16 protein-coding genes are annotated in these 19,824 nt (G+C 45.7%); 13 read left to right on the top strand and 3 right to left on the bottom strand.

Annotated elements, in window-relative coordinates; genetic code table 11:
• Positions 1–457 precede the first annotated feature (457 nt).
• The 5 genes from ASG16_RS24230 (at position 458) to ASG16_RS24205 (ending at position 6,638) form a co-directional block, all read left to right on the top strand.
• Positions 458–1,024 (top strand): YobA family protein, encoded by a 567-nt coding sequence (locus ASG16_RS24230; protein ID WP_056493154.1) that lies wholly within the window; start codon positions 458–460, stop codon positions 1,022–1,024.
• Positions 1,025–1,357: 333 nt separating this feature from the next.
• Complete coding sequence (locus tag ASG16_RS31760; protein WP_483296482.1) at positions 1,358–1,735, top strand: YfjL-like protein; 378 nt, start codon at positions 1,358–1,360, stop codon at positions 1,733–1,735.
• 268 nt (positions 1,736–2,003) lie between these two features.
• Positions 2,004–3,749: an ABC transporter ATP-binding protein gene (locus tag ASG16_RS24215; RefSeq protein ID WP_056493162.1), complete on the top strand. Its 1,746-nt coding sequence runs from the start codon at positions 2,004–2,006 to the stop codon at positions 3,747–3,749.
• A 24-nt stretch (positions 3,750–3,773) separates the two neighbouring features.
• Positions 3,774–4,556 carry a Fe-S oxidoreductase gene (locus ASG16_RS24210; protein ID WP_056493165.1) on the top strand — a complete coding sequence of 261 codons (783 nt, stop codon included), beginning with the start codon at positions 3,774–3,776 and terminating at the stop codon, positions 4,554–4,556.
• Between the two features lie 123 nt (positions 4,557–4,679).
• Positions 4,680–6,638, top strand: a complete 1,959-nt coding sequence (locus ASG16_RS24205; RefSeq protein ID WP_241970827.1) for an EAL domain-containing protein — start codon at positions 4,680–4,682, stop codon at positions 6,636–6,638.
• A gap of 27 nt (positions 6,639–6,665) precedes the next feature.
• Here ASG16_RS24205 and ASG16_RS31045 read toward each other — a convergent pair whose 3' ends face one another.
• Genes ASG16_RS31045 through ASG16_RS24195 form a run of 3 tightly spaced genes read right to left on the bottom strand, consistent with a single transcriptional unit; the run spans position 6,666 to position 11,270 of the window.
• Positions 6,666–6,803, bottom strand: coding sequence for a hypothetical protein (locus ASG16_RS31045; RefSeq protein WP_198674266.1), 138 nt, complete (start codon positions 6,801–6,803; stop codon positions 6,666–6,668).
• 7 nt (positions 6,804–6,810) lie between these two features.
• Entirely contained in the window at positions 6,811–9,669 is a 2,859-nt protein-coding gene (locus tag ASG16_RS24200) for a DEAD/DEAH box helicase (protein ID WP_056493171.1), read from the bottom strand.
• On the bottom strand, positions 9,666–11,270 hold the full coding sequence (locus tag ASG16_RS24195; RefSeq protein WP_056493174.1) for an SWIM zinc finger family protein: 1,605 nt from the start codon (positions 11,268–11,270) through the stop codon (positions 9,666–9,668). Before ASG16_RS24195 ends, ASG16_RS24200 begins: the two co-directional genes overlap by 4 nt.
• Before the next feature lie 236 nt (positions 11,271–11,506).
• On the opposite strand from ASG16_RS24195, the gene ASG16_RS24190 reads away from it, so the two are divergent.
• The 8 genes from ASG16_RS24190 to ASG16_RS24155 all read left to right on the top strand — a co-directional run bounded on the left by ASG16_RS24190 (position 11,507) and on the right by ASG16_RS24155 (position 19,820).
• Positions 11,507–12,361 carry a DMT family transporter gene (locus tag ASG16_RS24190; RefSeq protein ID WP_056493177.1) on the top strand — a complete coding sequence of 285 codons (855 nt, stop codon included), beginning with the start codon at positions 11,507–11,509 and terminating at the stop codon, positions 12,359–12,361.
• 101 nt (positions 12,362–12,462) lie between these two features.
• Complete coding sequence (locus ASG16_RS24185; RefSeq protein WP_056493180.1) at positions 12,463–13,347, top strand: YitT family protein; 885 nt, start codon at positions 12,463–12,465, stop codon at positions 13,345–13,347.
• 159 nt (positions 13,348–13,506) lie between these two features.
• Positions 13,507–14,298, top strand: a complete 792-nt coding sequence (locus ASG16_RS24180; RefSeq protein WP_241970826.1) for an IclR family transcriptional regulator — start codon at positions 13,507–13,509, stop codon at positions 14,296–14,298.
• Positions 14,298–15,251, top strand: coding sequence for an ABC transporter ATP-binding protein (locus ASG16_RS24175; RefSeq protein ID WP_056493185.1), 954 nt, complete (start codon positions 14,298–14,300; stop codon positions 15,249–15,251). Before ASG16_RS24180 ends, ASG16_RS24175 begins: the two co-directional genes overlap by 1 nt.
• 20 nt (positions 15,252–15,271) lie before the next feature.
• The gene (locus ASG16_RS24170) at positions 15,272–16,258 is read left to right on the top strand and encodes an ABC transporter ATP-binding protein (protein ID WP_056493188.1); all 987 of its coding nucleotides are present in this window, start codon (positions 15,272–15,274) and stop codon (positions 16,256–16,258) included.
• A 67-nt stretch (positions 16,259–16,325) separates the two neighbouring features.
• Entirely contained in the window at positions 16,326–17,906 is a 1,581-nt protein-coding gene (locus ASG16_RS24165) for an ABC transporter substrate-binding protein (RefSeq protein ID WP_056493191.1), read from the top strand.
• A 70-nt stretch (positions 17,907–17,976) separates the two neighbouring features.
• A complete protein-coding gene (gene nikB, locus ASG16_RS24160) occupies positions 17,977–18,912 on the top strand; it encodes a nickel ABC transporter permease (RefSeq protein WP_048032782.1) in 936 nt (311 codons plus the stop codon).
• On the top strand, positions 18,909–19,820 hold the full coding sequence (locus tag ASG16_RS24155) for an ABC transporter permease (RefSeq protein ID WP_048032783.1): 912 nt from the start codon (positions 18,909–18,911) through the stop codon (positions 19,818–19,820). The genes nikB and ASG16_RS24155 overlap by 4 nt, the downstream gene beginning before the upstream one ends.
• Positions 19,821–19,824: the final 4 nt, after the last annotated feature.

The following is a 19,824-nucleotide window of genomic DNA, read 5'->3' as shown; positions in this document are numbered from 1 at the left end:
CCTTGACTTCATTCGGACATAAGAAAATCCCCTAACGACAATAGATGTCAGCTCTTGTATCCGTTAGGGGATTTCCATGTAAACGGCAGGTAAATGTCCGGCAGGCGTGCTTATACCCACTCGATCAATCAATCGCTGGCTTTCCTCATTAAGTCCAGTGATGACAACGAATTTGTCCATCTGTCACCTGCAAGTACGTCCGCACGTACGTTAGAAAACCATTCTATTTTTAGTTGTTGAAGGTTCAAAAATGTTCCTCTTTTCTGTATCGTATCGTGACTTTCCCCTTTCAGAAAAGTCGGGGCCGTTTTTCACAGTTTTTCATTATAGTAAAAAGGAGTCATCTTCGCCATCTTTTTTAGGAAATGGTATTGGCATTGATTCAATTTTTACTGGTAACTAGTTGAAATAAAGTTCCCCATGAGAGAAGGTTTTCTTATGGGGAATCAGAAAGGAAATGAGCACATTGAAAAAGGCTTTGACATTAATCATTGCAGCATTACTCATAACTGGATGTGCAACTAATCACCAGAAGGTTGAAAAGCAAGCATTAACAGGATACGTAACTGAAAAAGATTTTGAAAAAAAAGGTCTCTTAGTTATAGAAAATGATGAAACCAAGACGAGCGATGAGAATTTCTATGCAGCAGAGTGGTATTTCCCAAATGAAGAAGCCGTATTCCTCGATAGCAAGGGGAATAGCATCTCGTATAATGAAATCGAAGTTGGTCACACAGTATCTACATGGTCAACAACACCATCAGCACAGTCTTATCCCAGTGGCGCTGAACTCAGTAAACTTGTAATTAATGAAGAAAGCAAAAATCCTATTAATCAAATGGATGAAAAAAGTGCGATTCAACACGCAATCAATTATTTAAAGAGCAAACATGATGACGGAATCATTATTAAAAGTGCAAGTGGACAGAAGGATTATTGGCAAATTAAAGCAACAGACTATGATCATAAAAAAGAAACTAATCTACAAATTCATGCACAAACGGGGGAAGTAAAAGAGTTTTAAAATTTGTACCCTGCTGCAACTAAAGAAAGGAGTGATGCATGCGTGATGGAGAGTACATTTATAGTTCGGTTGAATGAGGAACGTTTGTTTGGTGTCTGATTCAAAGGTGGCGTGAAAACGATATCTGGGACTATGTAGAACAAGAAGAGATTCCTTATAACGATTTGTACAAGTTGAATATTATCCAAACGTATCCGAACGAGTTATATTCAAGACAATGGAATTGGATACACGGATGGGACTTGGGATTGGTCGAAAGAATTGTACATTGACTACACAACAAACAAGCCAATTATTACTATGGTATCTTTAGAAGTTTCATGAGTCATTTAAATAACGAGCAGGTGTTTCTGCTCCTTATCATTCCATATAGATGGAGGGCATTCACCATTAAAAAAAAAGATAATTTGGAGTGTAGTTAGTGTACTTAGTATTATAGTAGTTTGGAACCTTTACACTATATTTTATGGAACATCTGGAGACAGGGCATTGGCTATTAACTATGCAACAGAGTATGTAAGTGAGAAGTATAATTTACCATTTGAGAGCTTAAGGACAGATGAGCCTACTTACAATTTCTCACATGGGACATATATGACAAAAGTCAGAAATACAAAAGCCCAAGAATCATATCTAATCAATGTTAAAATAACTTCCAATGGTGATATGCAGAGAATTGAAGAATATTCTAAGAATCCGGTAAGGGAATAATGTAAAAAATACCCAAAAATATGATAATACCAAAAAGCAAGTTTAATAATTAAAAATCAAGATTTACGCTGAGTGAATTTCCGGTTCGAGCCGCTCATTCCTTGATGGATAAGGAGGTTCGAACCGTTTTTTTCTGCCAATGTGCTCCGCGAAGAAAAAAATTCCAATAAAACATCGATATAAAAGACAAATCCATATATAATGAAAATGATTTTCAAAATCAAATACTTGATTGATGTTGTTCTGAGAGAGAGGAGTTGCTGCTTCAATGCTTCGCAGATTTTTTTCTTACTATCGGCCTTATCGTGGATTATTTATCCTCGACTTCACGTGTGCAGTATTCGTTGCCTTGTTGGAGCTGGGATTTCCGCTTGCAGTGAACATGGTTGTCGATCAATTACTTCCGAGCAAGGATTGGAATATGATCGTGTGGGCGTGCATTGGACTTTTGGCTTTGTATGGTCTTAACGCCGGGATGAACTATGTCGTCACCTACTGGGGACATATGCTTGGAATTAATATCGAGACGGATATGCGGAAGAAGCTGTACGACCATATTCAAAAGCTCTCTTTCCGCTTTTTCGATAATACCAAGACGGGGCATTTGCTATCTCGTCTAACGAATGACTTGATGGAGATCGGGGAGGTCGCTCACCACGGTCCAGAAGATTTGTTTATCGCCGTGATGACGCTGATCGGTGCTTTTCTCCTGATGTTCAATATTAATGAAGAAATGGCGCTGCTTACGTTTTTGGTGATTCCGCTCTTGATATTCTTCGTTGTTCACTTCAACCGTAAAATGACGGGAGCGTTCCATCGTCTGTACGGCGACATGGCGGATTTTAACGCACGTGTTGAGGACAACGTAGGTGGAATGCGTGTCGTACAAGCTTTTGCCAACGAGAAATTTGAAAACAAAAGATTCGCAGAGAACAACCAGCGTTTCCGGATCACGAAGCTGTTGTCCTACAAAATCATGGCCCAAAATATTTCTGTCAGTTACGTCCTGATGCGTTTAGTCAATTTGTTTGTCCTGATTTGCGGTAGCTGGTTTGTTATTCAAGGTGAATTGACCTACGGTGAATTTGTCGCTTTCTTACTGTTAACGAATGTATTTTTCCGTCCCTTGGAGAAAATTAATGCGATTATCGAGAGCTATCCAAAAGGGATTGCCGGCTTCAAGCGCTACATCGAAATCATGGACACAGCACCGGATATTGCGGATGCTCCAGATGCGATCCAGGTAGAGTCGCTGAAGGGCGATATCTCGTATAAGAATGTTTCGTTTAGCTACGACCAAGAGTCTTCTGTTTTGCAAAATATTGATTTGAACATCCAGGCGGGCGAGACCATTGCGTTTGTAGGCCCTTCTGGAGCAGGAAAAACCACGTTGTGCAGTCTCTTGCCGAGATTTTATGAGATCGGTGGAGGCAGCATCTCCATTGATGGAATGGATATCCGCCAAATCACGTTAACTTCATTGCGTAGCCAAATCGGAATCGTTCAGCAAGATGTGTTCCTCTTTTCAGGGACGATTCGCGAAAATATCATGTATGGAAAACTAAACGCTTCAGAGGAAGAGATCTGGGAGGCAGCGCGTCTGGCTAAACTAGAGGAGTTTATCCGTTCTCAGCCTGCTGGTCTGGAGACGATTATTGGTGAACGCGGAGTCAAATTGTCCGGTGGTCAAAAACAAAGACTGGCGATTGCACGCATGTTCTTGAAAAACCCGCCGATCCTGATTTTGGATGAAGCTACTTCTGCACTCGATACCGAAACGGAGGCGGCGATCCAGCAGTCCTTGCAGGAACTGTCCAAAGGCCGTACGACATTGGTGATCGCCCACAGATTGGCTACCATTAAAAATGCAGATCGAATCATCGTTGTAACGGAGCAAGGCATTACGGAGCAAGGAAGTCATGATCAGCTCTTGGCTCGTGAAGGCATCTACAGCAGACTGTATCAAGCACAGTTCGGCACGTACCTCGACCAGTCAAACAGCGTTTTTTCTTGATAATGAATAGAGAGGGAGATCGTGATGCTAGAATGGGATGACGATTTTATCGCCCAACGGTTTGATATTTCTTCAAAACCGAGGCCCAATGCCTTATTTTCGATGAAGGCAAGAGATTTGGTAGACCCGACGCATATGAATGAGCTCGTACAAATCTATGCTCCGCTAATCAAGGCACATGAGCTGACTGCTGCTGGTACTTACATCAGCAGTTGGCTCACGAGCCCTTCTCTCGGTCTATCGTACATGATCTCTGTCTGGAATCGTGCACTTACCATGACACTGGATAATATGACGATTGAATTGTTTTACGAGGATGATTATCCGCAATTCGTCTTTGTGATCCCGGCGTATGAGATCGTAGAAGCGCCTACGAGCGAAGCGGAGCGCGCAATCTGGCTGAAGGAATGCTATCGCGCGTATTTTCAAGACTTCCTTCACCCGTTGCTCACGACTCTTGCAAAGGTAACGGGAAACCCAGAAGCGATGCTCTGGGGACAGTTCCCAACCAAGTTCAATTACCATACGGATGCTTTTGTGGCGTTGGTAGAACAGGATAGCATCAAGCAACAAGTGAAGGCTGATTACGATGTCCTCTGTAATCAGTTGGAAGGCCAGAGCTTTGGATTGCAAAAAAATCCATTTCGCGTGGGTGTGCGCTGGATCGAGGATATGCGTGACCCTCAAGCGAAAGTTCGGATTAAGAATCAATGCTGCTTGTATTATAAGACGGGTGAGCAAAAGTATTGCTATACCTGTCCGCGGATAAAAGAAGAAGAGCGCGCTCTGATGAGAATTCGCGCGTAGCTGACCCTCCCTTTGTGGAGGGTTTTTTCTAAACACCGTAGACGTATGGACATGGGCTAGCCTCTTCCTATAAAGTAGAGTCAGGGGTAAAGTTGGAAAAATCAGAATGATTTCCAGGAAGGCGTGGTTCGTATACAGACAATGAACCAAAAGGAACTGGATCGCTACGTTCGAGATTTTCATCAAGCGGTTGTCAATCAGCAGCTTAGCCTTTATTATCAACCACTCTACGACCTGAGGACAGGCAAAATAATCGGAGCAGAAGCTCTGGTAAGATGGAACCATCATCAAAGAGGGCTACTGTCCCCGGATTGGGTATTTTGGTTAGCAGAAATGAGCGGGTTGATTCTTTTGGTAGAGGAATGGGTGATCAGAACGGCTTGCAAGCAGAACAAAGCTTGGCAGGACGCTGGACTACCACCTCTTGTGACATGCGTGAATCTGTCATCGTATACCCTGGAATCGGATCAGTTGGGTAGCCGGATTCAAGCGATCTTAGAAGAAACGAACCTGCGGCCTCACTATTTGGAGCTGGAATTTACCGAGGATTCTGCCAGAGATGGGGAGCGTACCATCGAAATTTTAGCAGAACTAAAAAGAATCGGGGTAAAAATCAGCTTGGATGATTTTGGGAAGGGCCATAGCAGCATTCAACATCTATCTCGCTTTGCCATGAACAAACTAAAAATCGATCAATCCTGTGTAAGGGAATGTATGAGCGATGTCACACAGGCGACCGTTATCAAAACCGTCATGGCGATGGCACGAAGTCTGGGCGTGCAAGTAACGGCAGAAGGTGTAGAGACGCAAGAGCAACTGGATTTTCTTTGGCAGCTTGGCTGTGATTCTGCTCAAGGATTTTGGTTTAGTGAGCCCATGCCTGCCGAAGACTTGGCTCGTGTGTTGAAACGTGAGGAAAGGTTTAGGAACAGTGCATTTCTACTACTTAATGGTGGACAACACCAGGCTTTAGATACATACGAAATGGATCAGGGTGAGCGAGGAGACGTTCTTCGCAAGCAGCAACATGAGAATGAATCGACATATCGAATGATTGCAGAAAACTTGTCTGATATTATCGTGATCATCAATAGTCAGGGGATCATTACGTATATTTCGCCATCCGTTCAATCTGTTCTGGAGATCGCTCCTGATGAAGTTGTGAATCGACACCTGCTAGCTGTACTGCCATTGGAAACGGGCAGGCTTGTTATGCAAACGATTCGCCAGATCACGGTAGAGAAGCAGCCTCGTCTCATTACATTTACTTGCCCGGACCGGAATGGCAAAAAGATCACGCTGGAGGCAAAAGGCACTCCGGTGATTCATGAAGAACATGAGGCGAACCAAGTCATCTTTATCATTCGAAATAACACGAAGCACGTGCAAACAGAAGAGTTTTTACAAAAGATAGACAAGCTCTCCGTCATTGGGCAAATGGCTGCCGGGGTTGCACACGAGATACGAAACCCGGTAACTTCCATCAAGGGCTTCGTACAATTGCTCCGTCGAGATCAATGGAAGAGAGAATATTTTGATATTATGCAGGCTGAATTTCACCAATTAGAGAGTGTCCTGCGAGAATACGTCTTTTTATCAAGAGAGTGCACAGAACCGTATGAAGCAAAAAATCTAGCGAGTTTGCTGCGACAGGTTACTCGATTGATGCAAGTGAAGCTAGAGTGTCATCATCTGGTGCTAGATGTCAAGGAAGTGGAAGGGACCGTGATTTGGTGCGATCAGAATCAAATTCAGCAGCTTTTCATGAACCTTCTGTCAAACGCCGTTGACTCGATGCAAGATGGTGGGACGATTCACATCGTGGCTGGGCGTAAAGAAAACGAGCAAGTAATGATTCGAATCATTGATCAAGGCTGCGGTATGGCGGAGGAACGGCTGAAACGACTTGGGGAGCCTTTTTATAGCACAAAGGAAAAAGGGACGGGGCTAGGACTCATGATTTGTTATAAAATCATTCAAGCACACGACGGGTATATTTATTTTTCGAGTATTCTGAATAAAGGGACGACAGTGGAGGTTTCCTTTCCACTAGGAAAATCAAACCCAAGGCTCGATCCATAACGAGATCAGGCCTTGGGTTTTTCATTCTTACTCTTTCTTTGTTTGGTTATCGGAAAATTGTTGTTGAACAGCTTCCAAAAAACGCAGCCATGCCTCGGGCAGTTTGTGCTCTTCTGTAGGACGGCGCATAGTGGAATTGCTGTCGTTTTGCTGCACTCGCTCCATGCTCCACCTATCCTTTCGTATCTAGCCAATCATGACGCAGGGTGAACAAGTCCCGCAGCTCTTCTGTTGATAGCTCCGTGATCCAGCTTTCGCCCGTCCCGACAATTTGCTGGCTCAACGATAGTTTTCTCTCCATCATTTCATCAATGCGTTCCTCAATCGTCCCGAGCGAGATGAATTTGTAGACGTGAACATTGCGCTGCTGTCCTATGCGATGGGCCCGGTCAGTGGCCTGATTTTCTACCGCAGGATTCCACCAGCGATCTACGTGAATGACATGGTTGGCTTCCGTCAAGTTCAAGCCAGTTCCACCCGCGCGCAAGGACAGAATGAAGATGGCTCCGCGTTCATCGTCTGATAGTGTCTGGTCTTGAAAACGAGCGATCATCTCATCGCGTTTTTCTTTTTTCGTAGCCCCATTTAGGAAGTAGACAGGTCCATAGCCTTCTCGTGTCAGTACTCGTTGGAGCAAGTTGCCCATTTCGATGTACTGGGTAAAAATCAGGCAACGCTCTTTCTTTTGGCGAATATCCTCCACCAGTTCCAGCAGTCTTTCCAATTTGTGCGAGCGACTGGCTTCATCCGTTGTTGAGATTTCATTCAAAATGAGGGCAGGATGGTCACACAATTGCTTCAGACGTGTCAGTGTCGTTAGAATCAGACCGCGCCGCTCCATAGGGGAGGCTTTTTCCATTCGATCAAACATATCCTGAATCGCTGTCTCATAAAGTGCGCCTTGCTCGGTAGTCAGCGGTACATATTCCTTGCTCTCATTCTTATCCGGCAAATCGAGCTGAATGTTCGGATCAGTTTTCACGCGACGGAGCAAGAAAGGCTGAATGAGTCGTTGCACTTGATTGATGAGTTGCTGGTCTTGATCGCGTTCGATGGGATGGACAAAGCGCTGGGTAAACTCCCCGAGACTTCCCAAGTAGCCAGGATTCAAGAAATCAAAAATGGACCAGAGCTCACTCAGACGATTTTCGATCGGAGTGCCTGTGAGCGCAATCCGATGCCATGCTTTCAAATCCCGCACAGCGGACGCTTGCTTAGTATAGGCGTTTTTAATATTTTGCGCCTCGTCGAGACAAATCGTATCCCATGTAACCATTCCTAGCTCTTGTTCATCCAAATGGGATAGAGCGTAGGAGGTAATCACCAGATCTGCTCCCTTGATCGCTGGCAAAAATGCCTCCTTCTTTTGACGATCATTGCCATAATGAATCATTACTTGAAGAGAGGGGGCAAAGCGCTTCAGCTCTTTTTGCCAGTTGCCTATGACGGAGGTCGGGCAGATTAAGAGAGAAGGAGTATTGGCTGGGCCATGCTGTTTGACATGAAGCAAATACGTAATAAATTGAACCGTTTTTCCCAATCCCATGTCATCGGCCAGACAAGCTCCCAACCCAAAGCGGCGTAAAAAGAACAGCCACGAACTTCCCTCTAGCTGATAATGGCGCAATGTCCCGTGAAAAGTAGATGGCTGCTCCATGATCGGAATACGCTTCGTCTCTTGTAATTGATTCAACAGCTCTCGCAAATGCTGGTTTAGCTGAACTTCAACCGTTAGAGAAGTATCGAAATCGAACTCATCATCGGGTAGCTCCTCAACCTCTACGGTAGGAGCGAGGTGCATTCTCATGACATCACGTAGGGACATGCCGCTTTGCGCTTTGTTTTTCTTGAGTGCTTCCTGCAACTGCAAGAATAGATCGGGAGTCAATTGCACCCAATGCCCGCGAATTTTCAGCAGGCGCTGCTTTTGTTTAATCAGTTCCTCAAATTCCTCTTCGCTGAGCTCCACAGGTCCCAAGGCGAGCTTCCATTCAAAATCCATGAGCTGGGAGACACCCAGGAAGGATTGTCGGCTAGCCCCGACAGAGGTTGTAATCTTGGCTTTTAGCTTTGGTTTTACCCGGCGTACTTGTTCCCACCATGCTGGTAGAAAGACATGAATACCGGCTTGCACCAACTGCAAACTGCTCGACGTCAAAAAGATCCACGCTTGCTCGTTCGTCAGTCGCGTGAGAAAACGGCTTTGATTCTCCTGGGAGTCTTTTTGCCACGGGAGAATCTCCTTGCATTTGGCGAGGTCCGTGAGAAAACGATTCCAGTGTTCACGCCAGTCAGCAGGGATGCGGGCGGTAGCTACCCCCTCAGCCATCAACTGGTGTGGCTCAATGAGAAATAACTGATCTGGCTCTTCACGATTCTGCAAATACACTTGGAGTTGCCAGTCATTGGGATGCTCCTCGGCTTCGACGATTTGCAAACATGTGCGAAACGGAGTCGTATCTGGCAGCCAGCCAATCGATTGCAACCATTCCTGTTCCTGAAGGTGTGGAGAAAGCTCGGCGCCCATGACGTACAGAGCCGGGTATTGCGTCAATAGCTGCTCCCACTTTCGTCCAATCTCACCAGTGCCCTGCAAGGATTCCTCTACGACGAGCGAAAGCCACCTGTGTCCGTACTCCGGAAAATCGCCAGGAGTATGCATGGCTCTCCAGCCTATTTGTCCTTTTTTCCAGGAAGAAAAATCAGGGGCAATAGAGCCTTGTGCGAGTATATCCCGGATCATTTTCGCTACATGCGTATATTGTTCAAATGGCGTGCTGGATGAATAGGTCCGATGCAAAAGCCACTGGGGGGAGACGAAAAAGGAGAGGGCCTTGGCAGGGCTGAGCAATACGCCATGCTCGTTTTTGTCCAGGAAGGTTCCGTAATAGGAGGACTCATCCCACGCAAAAAGTGTTCCTGCCAATTCTTCTGGATCGATCACTGCTCCTTGCGTGTCTTTGCCAGTAATCAAGAATTGTCCGTCTGCCAAAAGCTCTCCGTCTAGAACCAATGTAGTGACGGTATTCATAAGTTGAAATTTCCTCTCCTTAGCTCTTCTTGAAAAGCACGTAACCGATTATGTTTGGCAGATAATTGTTCCACGTATCGTTCCCAGCGCGGATCTTGGTTTGCTCTGTTGTAAATCGTCCTTACCTTTTTCATGAGCTTGATCGCTTCTTTGTAGGCCGTTCGATTACGTTCCGCAATTAGTCTGTTCACCTCACGCAAATAAAAAGGGAAGAGCAGAGTCGGCTCGGCTTCCTCGATTTCTTTCACCTGCGCGATCGAGATATCTGTCATGGGGACTTGAAACGACATTTGCAAATCAATCCATTGCTGAAACTGTCGTTCGTCATATAGATAGGCTGCATATTCGTGATAACTGCTTGGTAAGAACTGCTTTAGCTTGGCTCCGCACTCGGCTGATCGTCCCACTTGCTCCATCGCTTCCTGCCAAATGGCGATAACGAGACGGTATTGTTGTGTCTCGGCTTGACCGATTAAGGACGTCAATGAAGCAGTCCAATCGAGAAATCGTTGCCATTCGCCATTGCGTGCGAATGATTTCATATAGGACAAGTAGAAGGAGAGGTTCAAACGGCTCATTCTTTTCCAGATTTGTAGAGCAGCTTCGTCCTCCTTTTCCATCACATGAAAGTGGGCGCGGAGCAGCAGCCCTTTTTCCTTTTCGGCGGCAGAACTGTTTTCATTATTGATAAGATGATCCAGCACATGGATCTCCTCATGTATCCACGCTGGTTTTTTCAATAGCATCCACCATAACATTTGATAGGCGTATATCCAGTAGAGGGAGGTGGCTTCGTTTTCTTTCAATTCCTTTGTCAGTTGAAGAGTATCTACGATGGCATCCTGGTGGTCAGTCAAGAGAGCAGGGATATCTGCGAAGTACAATGTCCCTTCTAATTGATCCAATATCCGCTCGGCTGTCTGAACCAAATCCAGGAACCAGTATGATTGGCGGTACGTTTTCACGTATTGTGTAAGCTTCATGAGATGAAATAGATTGGCATGAATGACAAAAAGTTGTGCGCGATCTTTCGGCCACGAGGAAGCAACACTCAGCACATTTTGATAGCTCGATAATAACTCAGAGGAAGCTCGATACGATTCCATGGCCGCAAACAGGTTACGTGTCCAGCTCTCAAAAAATGCCCACCATTCTTTGACGGAACTGTTCGCGGTAAGCGGGGAGGAAACAGAAGCTGCATCCTGCTGAGCAGGAGCGGTATGGCTATATTTATAAGCAGGAATCAGCAGATGAGGAGAAAAAGTAGCTCGTCTTGGCTGTTGCGAGCGGTTCAAAAATGTGCGAGGATTCTCGAACACACTGTACATCTGAAAAAAAGTAGCAGCAATATGCTTGCAAATGCGCGAATAAGGGCAGGTACAAGAACTGTTTTGAACCGTTTCCATATCGAGGCGAACATGATACACCTGGGAACCTTGAACATCACTCATCAAATATTGGCCTTGTTCTACGCGTGTATTGAAGACGACGCCATCAGAAAAGTACGTATAGCCCCGTTCAATGATGTGTCCTTCGACGGCAATTAGGATTTGCTCGCCTACCTGTATCGCTTGTTCCCGAGTCAACTCTCTTTGCAACATGTAGTCAGATCCTCCGAACGAAGTGTCATCCCTCCATTATAACCCAAAATGCGGAGAATGGAAAAAGATGCGTGTGTTCGCAGCATCAATAAAATGGTTTAGGCCATAACAGAAACAATGCTTAATTTTTGCGGGGACTGGGTGTATACTGTACACGTCGAACGAAAGGCAACGAAACGCATTGTGTTTTATTGGCTTTCGTTGTATTTGTACAACAAGAGAGAGAAGGGGCACACATGTTATCGATTTCGATTTTGCTCGTACTATCGTCTGGCCTTGCGCACGCAGTCTGGAACCTGTTCACGAAAAAAAGTGAGAACAAAATGGCGTTTCTTTGGTTGATTACATTGCCAACAACCGTGATCCTCTTGCCGGTTCTCATTTGGGAATTGATGCACGTACAACTGACATGGTCTTTGGCTCTTTTTCTGTTTCTGTCCTTTTTCTTTCAAGGATGCTATACCTTATTGGTTTCAAAGGCGTATACATACGGGGATATCTCTCAGGTTTACCCTATCATGAGGGGGACGGGGACGCTTCTCATTCCGTTTTTTAGCGCCATTTTCTTTCAAGAGTATCTATCTGTACCGGGATGGCTGGGGGTCATTTGCATCGTGATCGGAGTCTTCGCCATTAGTGGAATGATTGGCACAGATCGTCAAAGTCAGCCAGTAAATCCGCTCGCCCTGCGATACGCTTTTGCTGTTGGACTCTGCATTACAGGGTACACGTTGACCGACAAGCAAATCGTACAACAATTATCTCCATTCGCTTTATTGGAAATCACCAACTTTGCCTGTCTGATTGTCGCCGGGGGCTTTGTTTGGAAAAAGGGACTCATCCGCCGTGAGTGGCAAAAAAACTGGAGAACGATTGTACTCGGTGCCGTCCTTTCACCAGGCTCGTATTTGTTGTTTTTGTTTGCCATGACATTGGCACCGCTGGCAGCCATTGCACCCATTCGTGAGGTAAGTACGGTTTTTGGTACGCTGCTCGGGGTCTTTTTGCTAAAGGAACGACAACGCGTATGGCGTCTGTCCATGTCTTTGATGATCACGATTGGCATTATTTCCATTGCGGTTTGGGGCTAAGGGATAATGAAGAGTCGGCTGGGAGAAATCCTGGCTGGCTATTTTTTTTGCTACCAGGGAAAGATGAAGGGGTAAGAAAAAAACGGCTAAGGATGATCAAAATGGATGCAAAAGCAGTTGCTCCGATCACTCATAAGCGGACGAAAAAAAGAAGGGTCGTACTGAGAGCTCTCGGAATCATCATTGGAGCTTTGTTGGTGGCAGTTGGACTCGAAATTTTTCTGGTTCCAAACAACATCATTGACGGTGGTGTAACCGGTGTTTCCATTATGGCCTCAAAGCTGACGGGAGGACCACTCGGATTATTTTTATTCCTGCTGAACCTGCCCTTTTTACTTATTGGCTACAAGCAAATTGGCAAGACTTTCGCCATCTCTACGCTGTTCGGTGTCGTCGTGATGTCGTTGGGGACGAGCTACCTCCATCATGTTCCTAGCTTGACGGACGATTTGCTTCTCTCTGCCGTTTTTGGTGGGATCATCATCGGCATCGGTGTCGGACTTGTCATTCGCGCGGGCGGTTCTTTGGATGGGACGGAAATTGTTGCGATCCTGATGACGAGGAAAAGTCCGTTTTCGGTCGGCGAAATGGTCATGTTTTTTAACATCTTTATTTTAGGCAGCGCTGGCTTCATTTTTGGGTGGGATCGGGCTATGTACTCGTTAATTGCTTACTACATCGCTTATAAAATGATCGATATTACCATGGTCGGGCTCGAGCAATCAAGATCAGTCTGGATCATCAGTGATTATCCAGACAAAATTGGCGATGCGTTAACCGCGAGACTGGGGCGGGGAATTACCTATTTGAATGGAGAAGGTGGCTACTCGGGAGACGTCAAAAAAGTCATCTTCTGTGTCATTACCCGATTGGAGGAAGCGAAGCTGAAATCCATCGTGGAGGAAATCGATTCCTCTGCATTTTTAGCGATTGGTCATATTCACGATGTTTCTGGTGGACGGTTTAAGAAAAAGAATATTCACTAAAAGCTTACGTACAAATTACCCCCGAGCCAGTAGGTAGAACAACCTATTAGCTAAGGGGGAAAAATGTATTGACGGAAATAACTGAATTCATTTAATATTGTGTCATGCCAAAATACAAAATAACGTTCCGTATTTTGGGACAATTGAATGGTGATGAAAATGGACAAAACAGAAAAAACGGCAAACCGAAGTGTGTTAAAAACGCTAGAGTTTTTAGAATATTTTATCCAAAACAGTGAATTAAGCCTGGCTGAGCTTGTCGAGATGTCAGATATGCCGAAGAGTACGGTGTTTCGAATTCTTCAGACGCTCGAAATGCGCGGCTTTGTCTCCAAAACGACCACTCATAATCCGCCTAAATACCAATTGGGATTGAAGCTGCTGGAGTTTGGGAACATTGTTGCCCAACGGCTGGAGATCAGGAAAATCGCGCTCCCGTATATGCTACAGCTACGAGATACGGTGGATGAGGCAGTCAACTTGATTATTCGTGATCAAGACGAAGGGGTTTACATTGAAAAAGTCGATACCCGCCAGTATGTTCGTGTATATACGCAGGTAGGTAGAAAATCACCGTTGTACGCAGGGGCATGCCCGCGCATTTTACTCTCATTTCTGCCGGATCATGAGATCGAAGAATTGTTGAACCGGGTAGACATGAAGAAAATCTCACCAGACACCAATACAGACAAAGATCTACTATGGCAATGGATTCACGATGCACGTGAAAATGGCTATACAGTCAGCTACGGTGAATTGGAGCCGGATTCCGCAGCCATTGCTGTACCTATTCGAGATTTTACGGGACAAGTCATAGCTGGATTGAGCTTGGCTGGAGCTACATCACGCTTCCAGCAGGATCGATTGGAGTATTTGGTACAGGAGACAAAAGCAGTAGCGAATCAAATCATGAGCAAGCTGGGATATTCAGATGCAAAGGCGGGACTTTGATGCTGGAAATCAAAAATCTTCAGACGAGATTCCGAACCGATAATGGAGAAATTACCGTTTTGGATGGCGTTAGTTTTCAAATCAACAAAGGGGAGACGATTGGCATAGTAGGGGAGTCGGGTTGTGGAAAAAGTGTCACCTCTCTATCCATCATGGGGCTTCTGCCGAGAACCGCGCGAATCACCGGAGGAGAGATCCTGTACAACGGTGAAAATCTGGTTGCCTTTTCCAAGGATCAGATGAGGAAGGTCCGAGGAAAAGAGATCGCGATGATTTTTCAAGAACCGATGACCTCACTCAATCCGGTTTATACAATCGGGGCGCAGATCATGGAGCTCGTCTTGAATCATACAAGTATGAACAAAAAACAAGCCAAAGAGCATGCGATCCAAATGCTGAAGCTGGTCGGGATTCCGAGAGCGGAAGAAATCGTTGATGAGTATCCGCATCAGCTATCTGGCGGGATGAGGCAGCGTGTGATGATCGCGATGGCGATGTCCTGTAGTCCATCTCTATTGGTTGCAGATGAGCCTACGACTGCACTAGACGTGACCATTCAGGCGCAAATTCTTGACCTGATGAGAGAACTACAGCAGAAGAGCGAGATGACCATCATGCTGATCACGCACGATCTTGGTGTGGTAGCAGAGATGTGTGATCGGGTGGTTGTCATGTATGCAGGGCAAGTCGTCGAGGAAGCCGAGGTAGAAAAGCTATTTGCTTCTCCAAAGCATCCGTACACGGTTGGTTTGTTGGGCTCGATCCCGGATATGGACACAGAGCAGGAGTACTTGTTTACGATTGGCGGGACCGTTCCGAGTCCAGGTCAGATGCCCCCAGGCTGCCGATTTGCCGAACGATGCCAGAAGGCTATTGATAAATGCTACGAGCAAGCACCACCGTTATTCGATTTGAATGATGGTACCAAAAGCAGATGCTGGCTGAATGAGTAAGCGGAAAGGACGTGAATCTTTTGGAAAAATCAGAATGTAATCCCTTGCTTGAGGTGAGAGGGTTAAAAAAATACTTTCCGATTCGCAGTGGATTATTGAAGAAGGTAACGAATCACGTCAAAGCTGTTGACGATCTCTCTTTTACTGTTGCAACAGGGGAGACGCTCGGAATTGTAGGTGAATCCGGTTGCGGGAAGTCAACCACAGGCAGAGCCATTCTGCGATTGCTCGAGCCTACGGGTGGCGAAGTGATTTTTCAAGGAGAGAATCTAGCGGCACTTTCCCCAAATGAGATGAGGATGAAGCGAAAGGATTTGCAAATCATTTTCCAAGACCCGTTCGCATCCCTCAATCCGCGAATGACAGTAGGGGAGATCATTGAGGAGCCAATGATCATATTCGAACTGTATGAAACTGCAAAACAACGCAAGGAAAAAGTAGCGGAATTGATGCAGGTAGTCGGTTTGAAATCGGAAAATTCAGAGCGTTTTCCTCATGAGTTTAGTGGTGGTCAGCGACAGCGGATCGGGATTGCACGTGCGCTAGCGCTTAATCCCAAACTGATTGTGGCAGATGAGCCAGTATCTGCGCTCGATGTATCGATTCAATCCCAGGTATTGAACCTGATGAGAGATTTGCAAAAGCAATACGGACTCACTTACATATTCATCTCTCACAACTTGAGCGTCGTGAAGCATTTTTGCGACAGGATCGGTGTGATGTATTTGGGACGGATGGTTGAGCTGGCACCCAAAAATGCGCTATATGAAGAGCCGCTGCATCCTTATACGCGCTCATTACTGTCAGCAGTTCCGATTGCCAAGCCAAAAACGAAGCGTGAGCGCATCATCTTGACTGGTGATGTACCGAGTCCTGCAAATCCTCCAAGTGGCTGCACGTTTCATACGCGTTGTCCGGATTGTATGGACATTTGCAAAACGGACAAGCCCGAATTTCAATCGATGGGCGATGGTCGATATGTTGCCTGTCATTTGTATAACCAATAGGAACAAATGACGGCTATCATATTTTTTCAACATGAATTTAAGAACGAAAAGAAAAGGGGGACTTGTTTTGAAAAAGAAGGTAAGTATCACCGCTTGCTCCGCATTACTTGTGCTAGCTGCTGCTATGGGCGGATGTTCGAGTAAGCCGGCTGACACTAGCACACAGGCAAATCCGCAATCTAAGACAGAAGCGCAAGCTCCGGCAAAAAATGAACTTACACTTGGTGTGAATGGAGATCCGCACTCTTGGGATCCGATTGATACGTTTTTGCTTGATTGGAGTACGGTAGCAACATCTGTATTTGAAGGCTTAGTCGAGCGTACCACTGACTTGAAAATCCAGCCAGGACTCGCTGAATCGTGGGAGTTCAAGGATGACAAGACCCTTCAATTTAAACTTCGTCAAGGAGTTACCTTCCACAACGGCGAGCCATTCAACGCGGAAGCAGTGAAATTTACATTTGATCGCCTACTTGGTGAAGAAGGGAAAAAAGGACCACAGCAAGCGAACTATGCTTCGATTGACCGTGTAGAAGTGGTAGACGAGTTTACAGTCAACATGATTCTCAAGGAAAAAGATCCTGTACTCCTTACAAAGCTGGCAGGTTATGGCGGTGTGATCGTTCCGCCTAAGTATTACAAGGAAAAAGGGGACGAGTACTTTAACACGCATCCAGTAGGTACGGGTCCTTTCAAAATGGATAGCTATGAAAAAGATAACAAGGTTGTACTGGTGAAAAATGAAAACTATTGGAAGCAAGGTCAACCGAAGCTGGAAAAAGTAACGTTCCGTTTTATTCCAGAAGCGACTACACGTCTAGCTGAAATGCAAACAGGTGCCATCGACATTATGAAAAAAGTCGAGATTAGCCAAACAGAATCCATCAAGGGCATGTCTGATCTTGAACTGATGCAAGTCGGGTCGCCCACGGTTTATTCGATTCGTTTCAATACATCGATGAAGCCGGTCGACAATGTAAAAGTCCGTGAAGCGATTGCTTACGCGATTGATGCAGACTTGATTATCGAAACGCTGCTCGGCGGATATGGTAAGCGTGTCAATTCATTCCAAAGCGATATGTCTTTCGGCTATGATCCTAACCTGCCATTACGTAATTATGATCCAGAAAAAGCAAAACAACTGCTCGCAGAAGCGGGCGTAAAGGAAGGGACTGAGCTTGATCTCTTCCTCCCTGGTACAGATGCTACGTTTAAAGAGGTAGCGCAAGCGATCGAAATGCAATTAGGCCAAGTCGGTCTCAAGGTGAAGCTGAATCTGGTGGACGCCTCCACATTTACTTCTGACCTCATTCCGAAGGGAAAAGCAGGACATATGTACCGGAATGGCTGGGGTGGATGGACGCTCGACTTTGATAATACTGCCTATCTGATGTATCACAAAGGCGAGTTCTGGAACCCTGATTTCTATGACGAAAAAGTAGAGGAGCTCTTGAAGGCAGAACGCTCCACATTTGACCAAGAAAAGCGTCTGGCAGCATTTAAAGAACTGAATCAACGCCTGTATGAGCTAGTCCCAGATGTACCGCTCTATCAAACGATCAACCTGTGGGCTGTAAACAAACGAGTTAAAGGCTTCCAACCTCCGGCAGATGAACGTATCGATTTGCGCGAAGCATCGGTTGAATAAGGAATGTTTTGAACAGGGGAGTAGAAGATGTCTCTTCTATTCCCTTCACTTTTGATAAAGGAGGAGCGGGATGGCAGCCTTTTTAATTAGACGTCTACTACATAGTGTTTTTGTCGTTCTTGCTATTACTCTTGTCATTTTTGTCCTGGTGCGAATGACTGGTGACCCAGTATCGATCATGTTTCAAGCAGGTGAGCCTACCAAAGAGGCAATTACTGAGCTTCGGAAAAATCTCGGTCTGGACGAGCCCGTTCATGTACAGTTCGGGCTTTATTTAAAAGATATGTTCACTGGTAACTTTGGCACCTCGTTCCGAACGGGTGAGAGCGTGATCGACATGATGAAGGAGAAGATGGGAGCAACTTTGCTGCTTGCCTTCGGGGGAATGTTTGTCGCTCTGTTGATTGCGATTCCAGTAGGGATCATTTCCGCTGTTTACAGAGGCAGCGTAGCTGACTTTTTCGGACGCATTTTTTCATTGCTAGGAATCTCTTTTCCTAACTTTTGGTTAGGGATCATGTTAATCATCATATTTGCCGTTAAGCTGGGCTGGTTTCCTGCTTCTGGTTATGAAGGTCTGGAGTATTTAGTTCTGCCTTCCGTTGCACTCGGACTCATCTTGTCAGGAATTTTGGCTCGATTAGTTCGCTCTTCCATGCTGGAGGTAATGAATCAGCAATATATCAATACGGCCCGTTCCAAAGGGATCAAGGAATGGCTTGTCATCATCAAGCATGGCTTACGAAACGCATTAATCCCAACGGTAACCTTTATTGGATTGCAATTTGGAACGTTGTTGGGCGGTACCGTGATTATTGAGCAAGTTTTTTCATGGCCAGGTATCGGGCGTATGCTGATTGATGCGATATCGCAACGTGACTTTCCAGTGATTCAAGGCTCTGTAATTATCTTGTCTTTTTTGATGATCTTTGTGAACCTGTTGGTTGATATCAGTTATGGCTTTATTGATCCACGTATTAGGCAGGGAGGAGGAAAAAGCGAATGACGACAGCGACAGTTACAAACAATCAGACCAATCCACCAATCAAAAAGCGTGGGAAATGGAGCAAAATGGGCAGAAGATTCGTTCGAAATCCGTGGGCAATGACGGGGATGTTCTTGCTTATGCTTGCCGTCGTATCCGCACTTTTTGCACCAGTAATTGCGCCATCCACTCCTGATAAAGCTGATTTGCGTGCACGGTTGGTTGCTCCCTCGTGGATGGACGATACGGGGAAATCCGAGTATTTGTTAGGTACGGATCAGGTAGGACGTGACTTACTGAGCCGGATCATTTACGGAGCGCGAATATCGTTACTGGTTGGTGTCGTATCCGTACTGATTTCCTTAGTTATCGGGGTGATTCTGGGCCTCATCGCAGGCTTTTACGGGCGCTGGGTAGATGATTTGTTAATGCGACTGGCAGATGTACAGTTGGCATTCCCTTTCATTTTGTTTGCGATTATCGTCATGACGGTCTTTGGGGCAGGTCTATGGAAGCTCATACTTGTTCTGGGGATCAGTAACTGGGTAGGCTTTGCGCGACTGGTTCGAGGACAGGTCATGAGTGTAAAAGAAATGGAATACGTCCAGGCTGCCAAAGCAATCGGGGCTACAAATTTTCGGATCATCAGAAAACATGTCCTGCCAAACGTTTCTTCTTCGATCATCGTATTGGCAACGTTAAATGTAGCCACCAACATTTTGTTGGAAGCATCGTTGACGTTTATTGGATTGGGTGTAGACCCTTCGATTCCTACATGGGGAGGCATGCTGGCAGACGGTCGCAACTATCTGGAGACGGCATGGTGGGTTGCTACTTTCCCTGGCATCGCCATTATGATTACGGTGTTTGGAATTAACCTGCTGGGCGATTGGCTACGTGATGAGCTAGATCCAAATCTGCGCGTGTAAGGGG

The sequence above is a fragment of the Brevibacillus sp. Leaf182 genome (assembly GCF_001423865.2).
Taxonomy (GTDB): Bacteria; Bacillota; Bacilli; order Brevibacillales; family Brevibacillaceae; genus Brevibacillus; species Brevibacillus brevis_C.
This window is presented reverse-complemented; position numbering and strand designations above follow the sequence as displayed.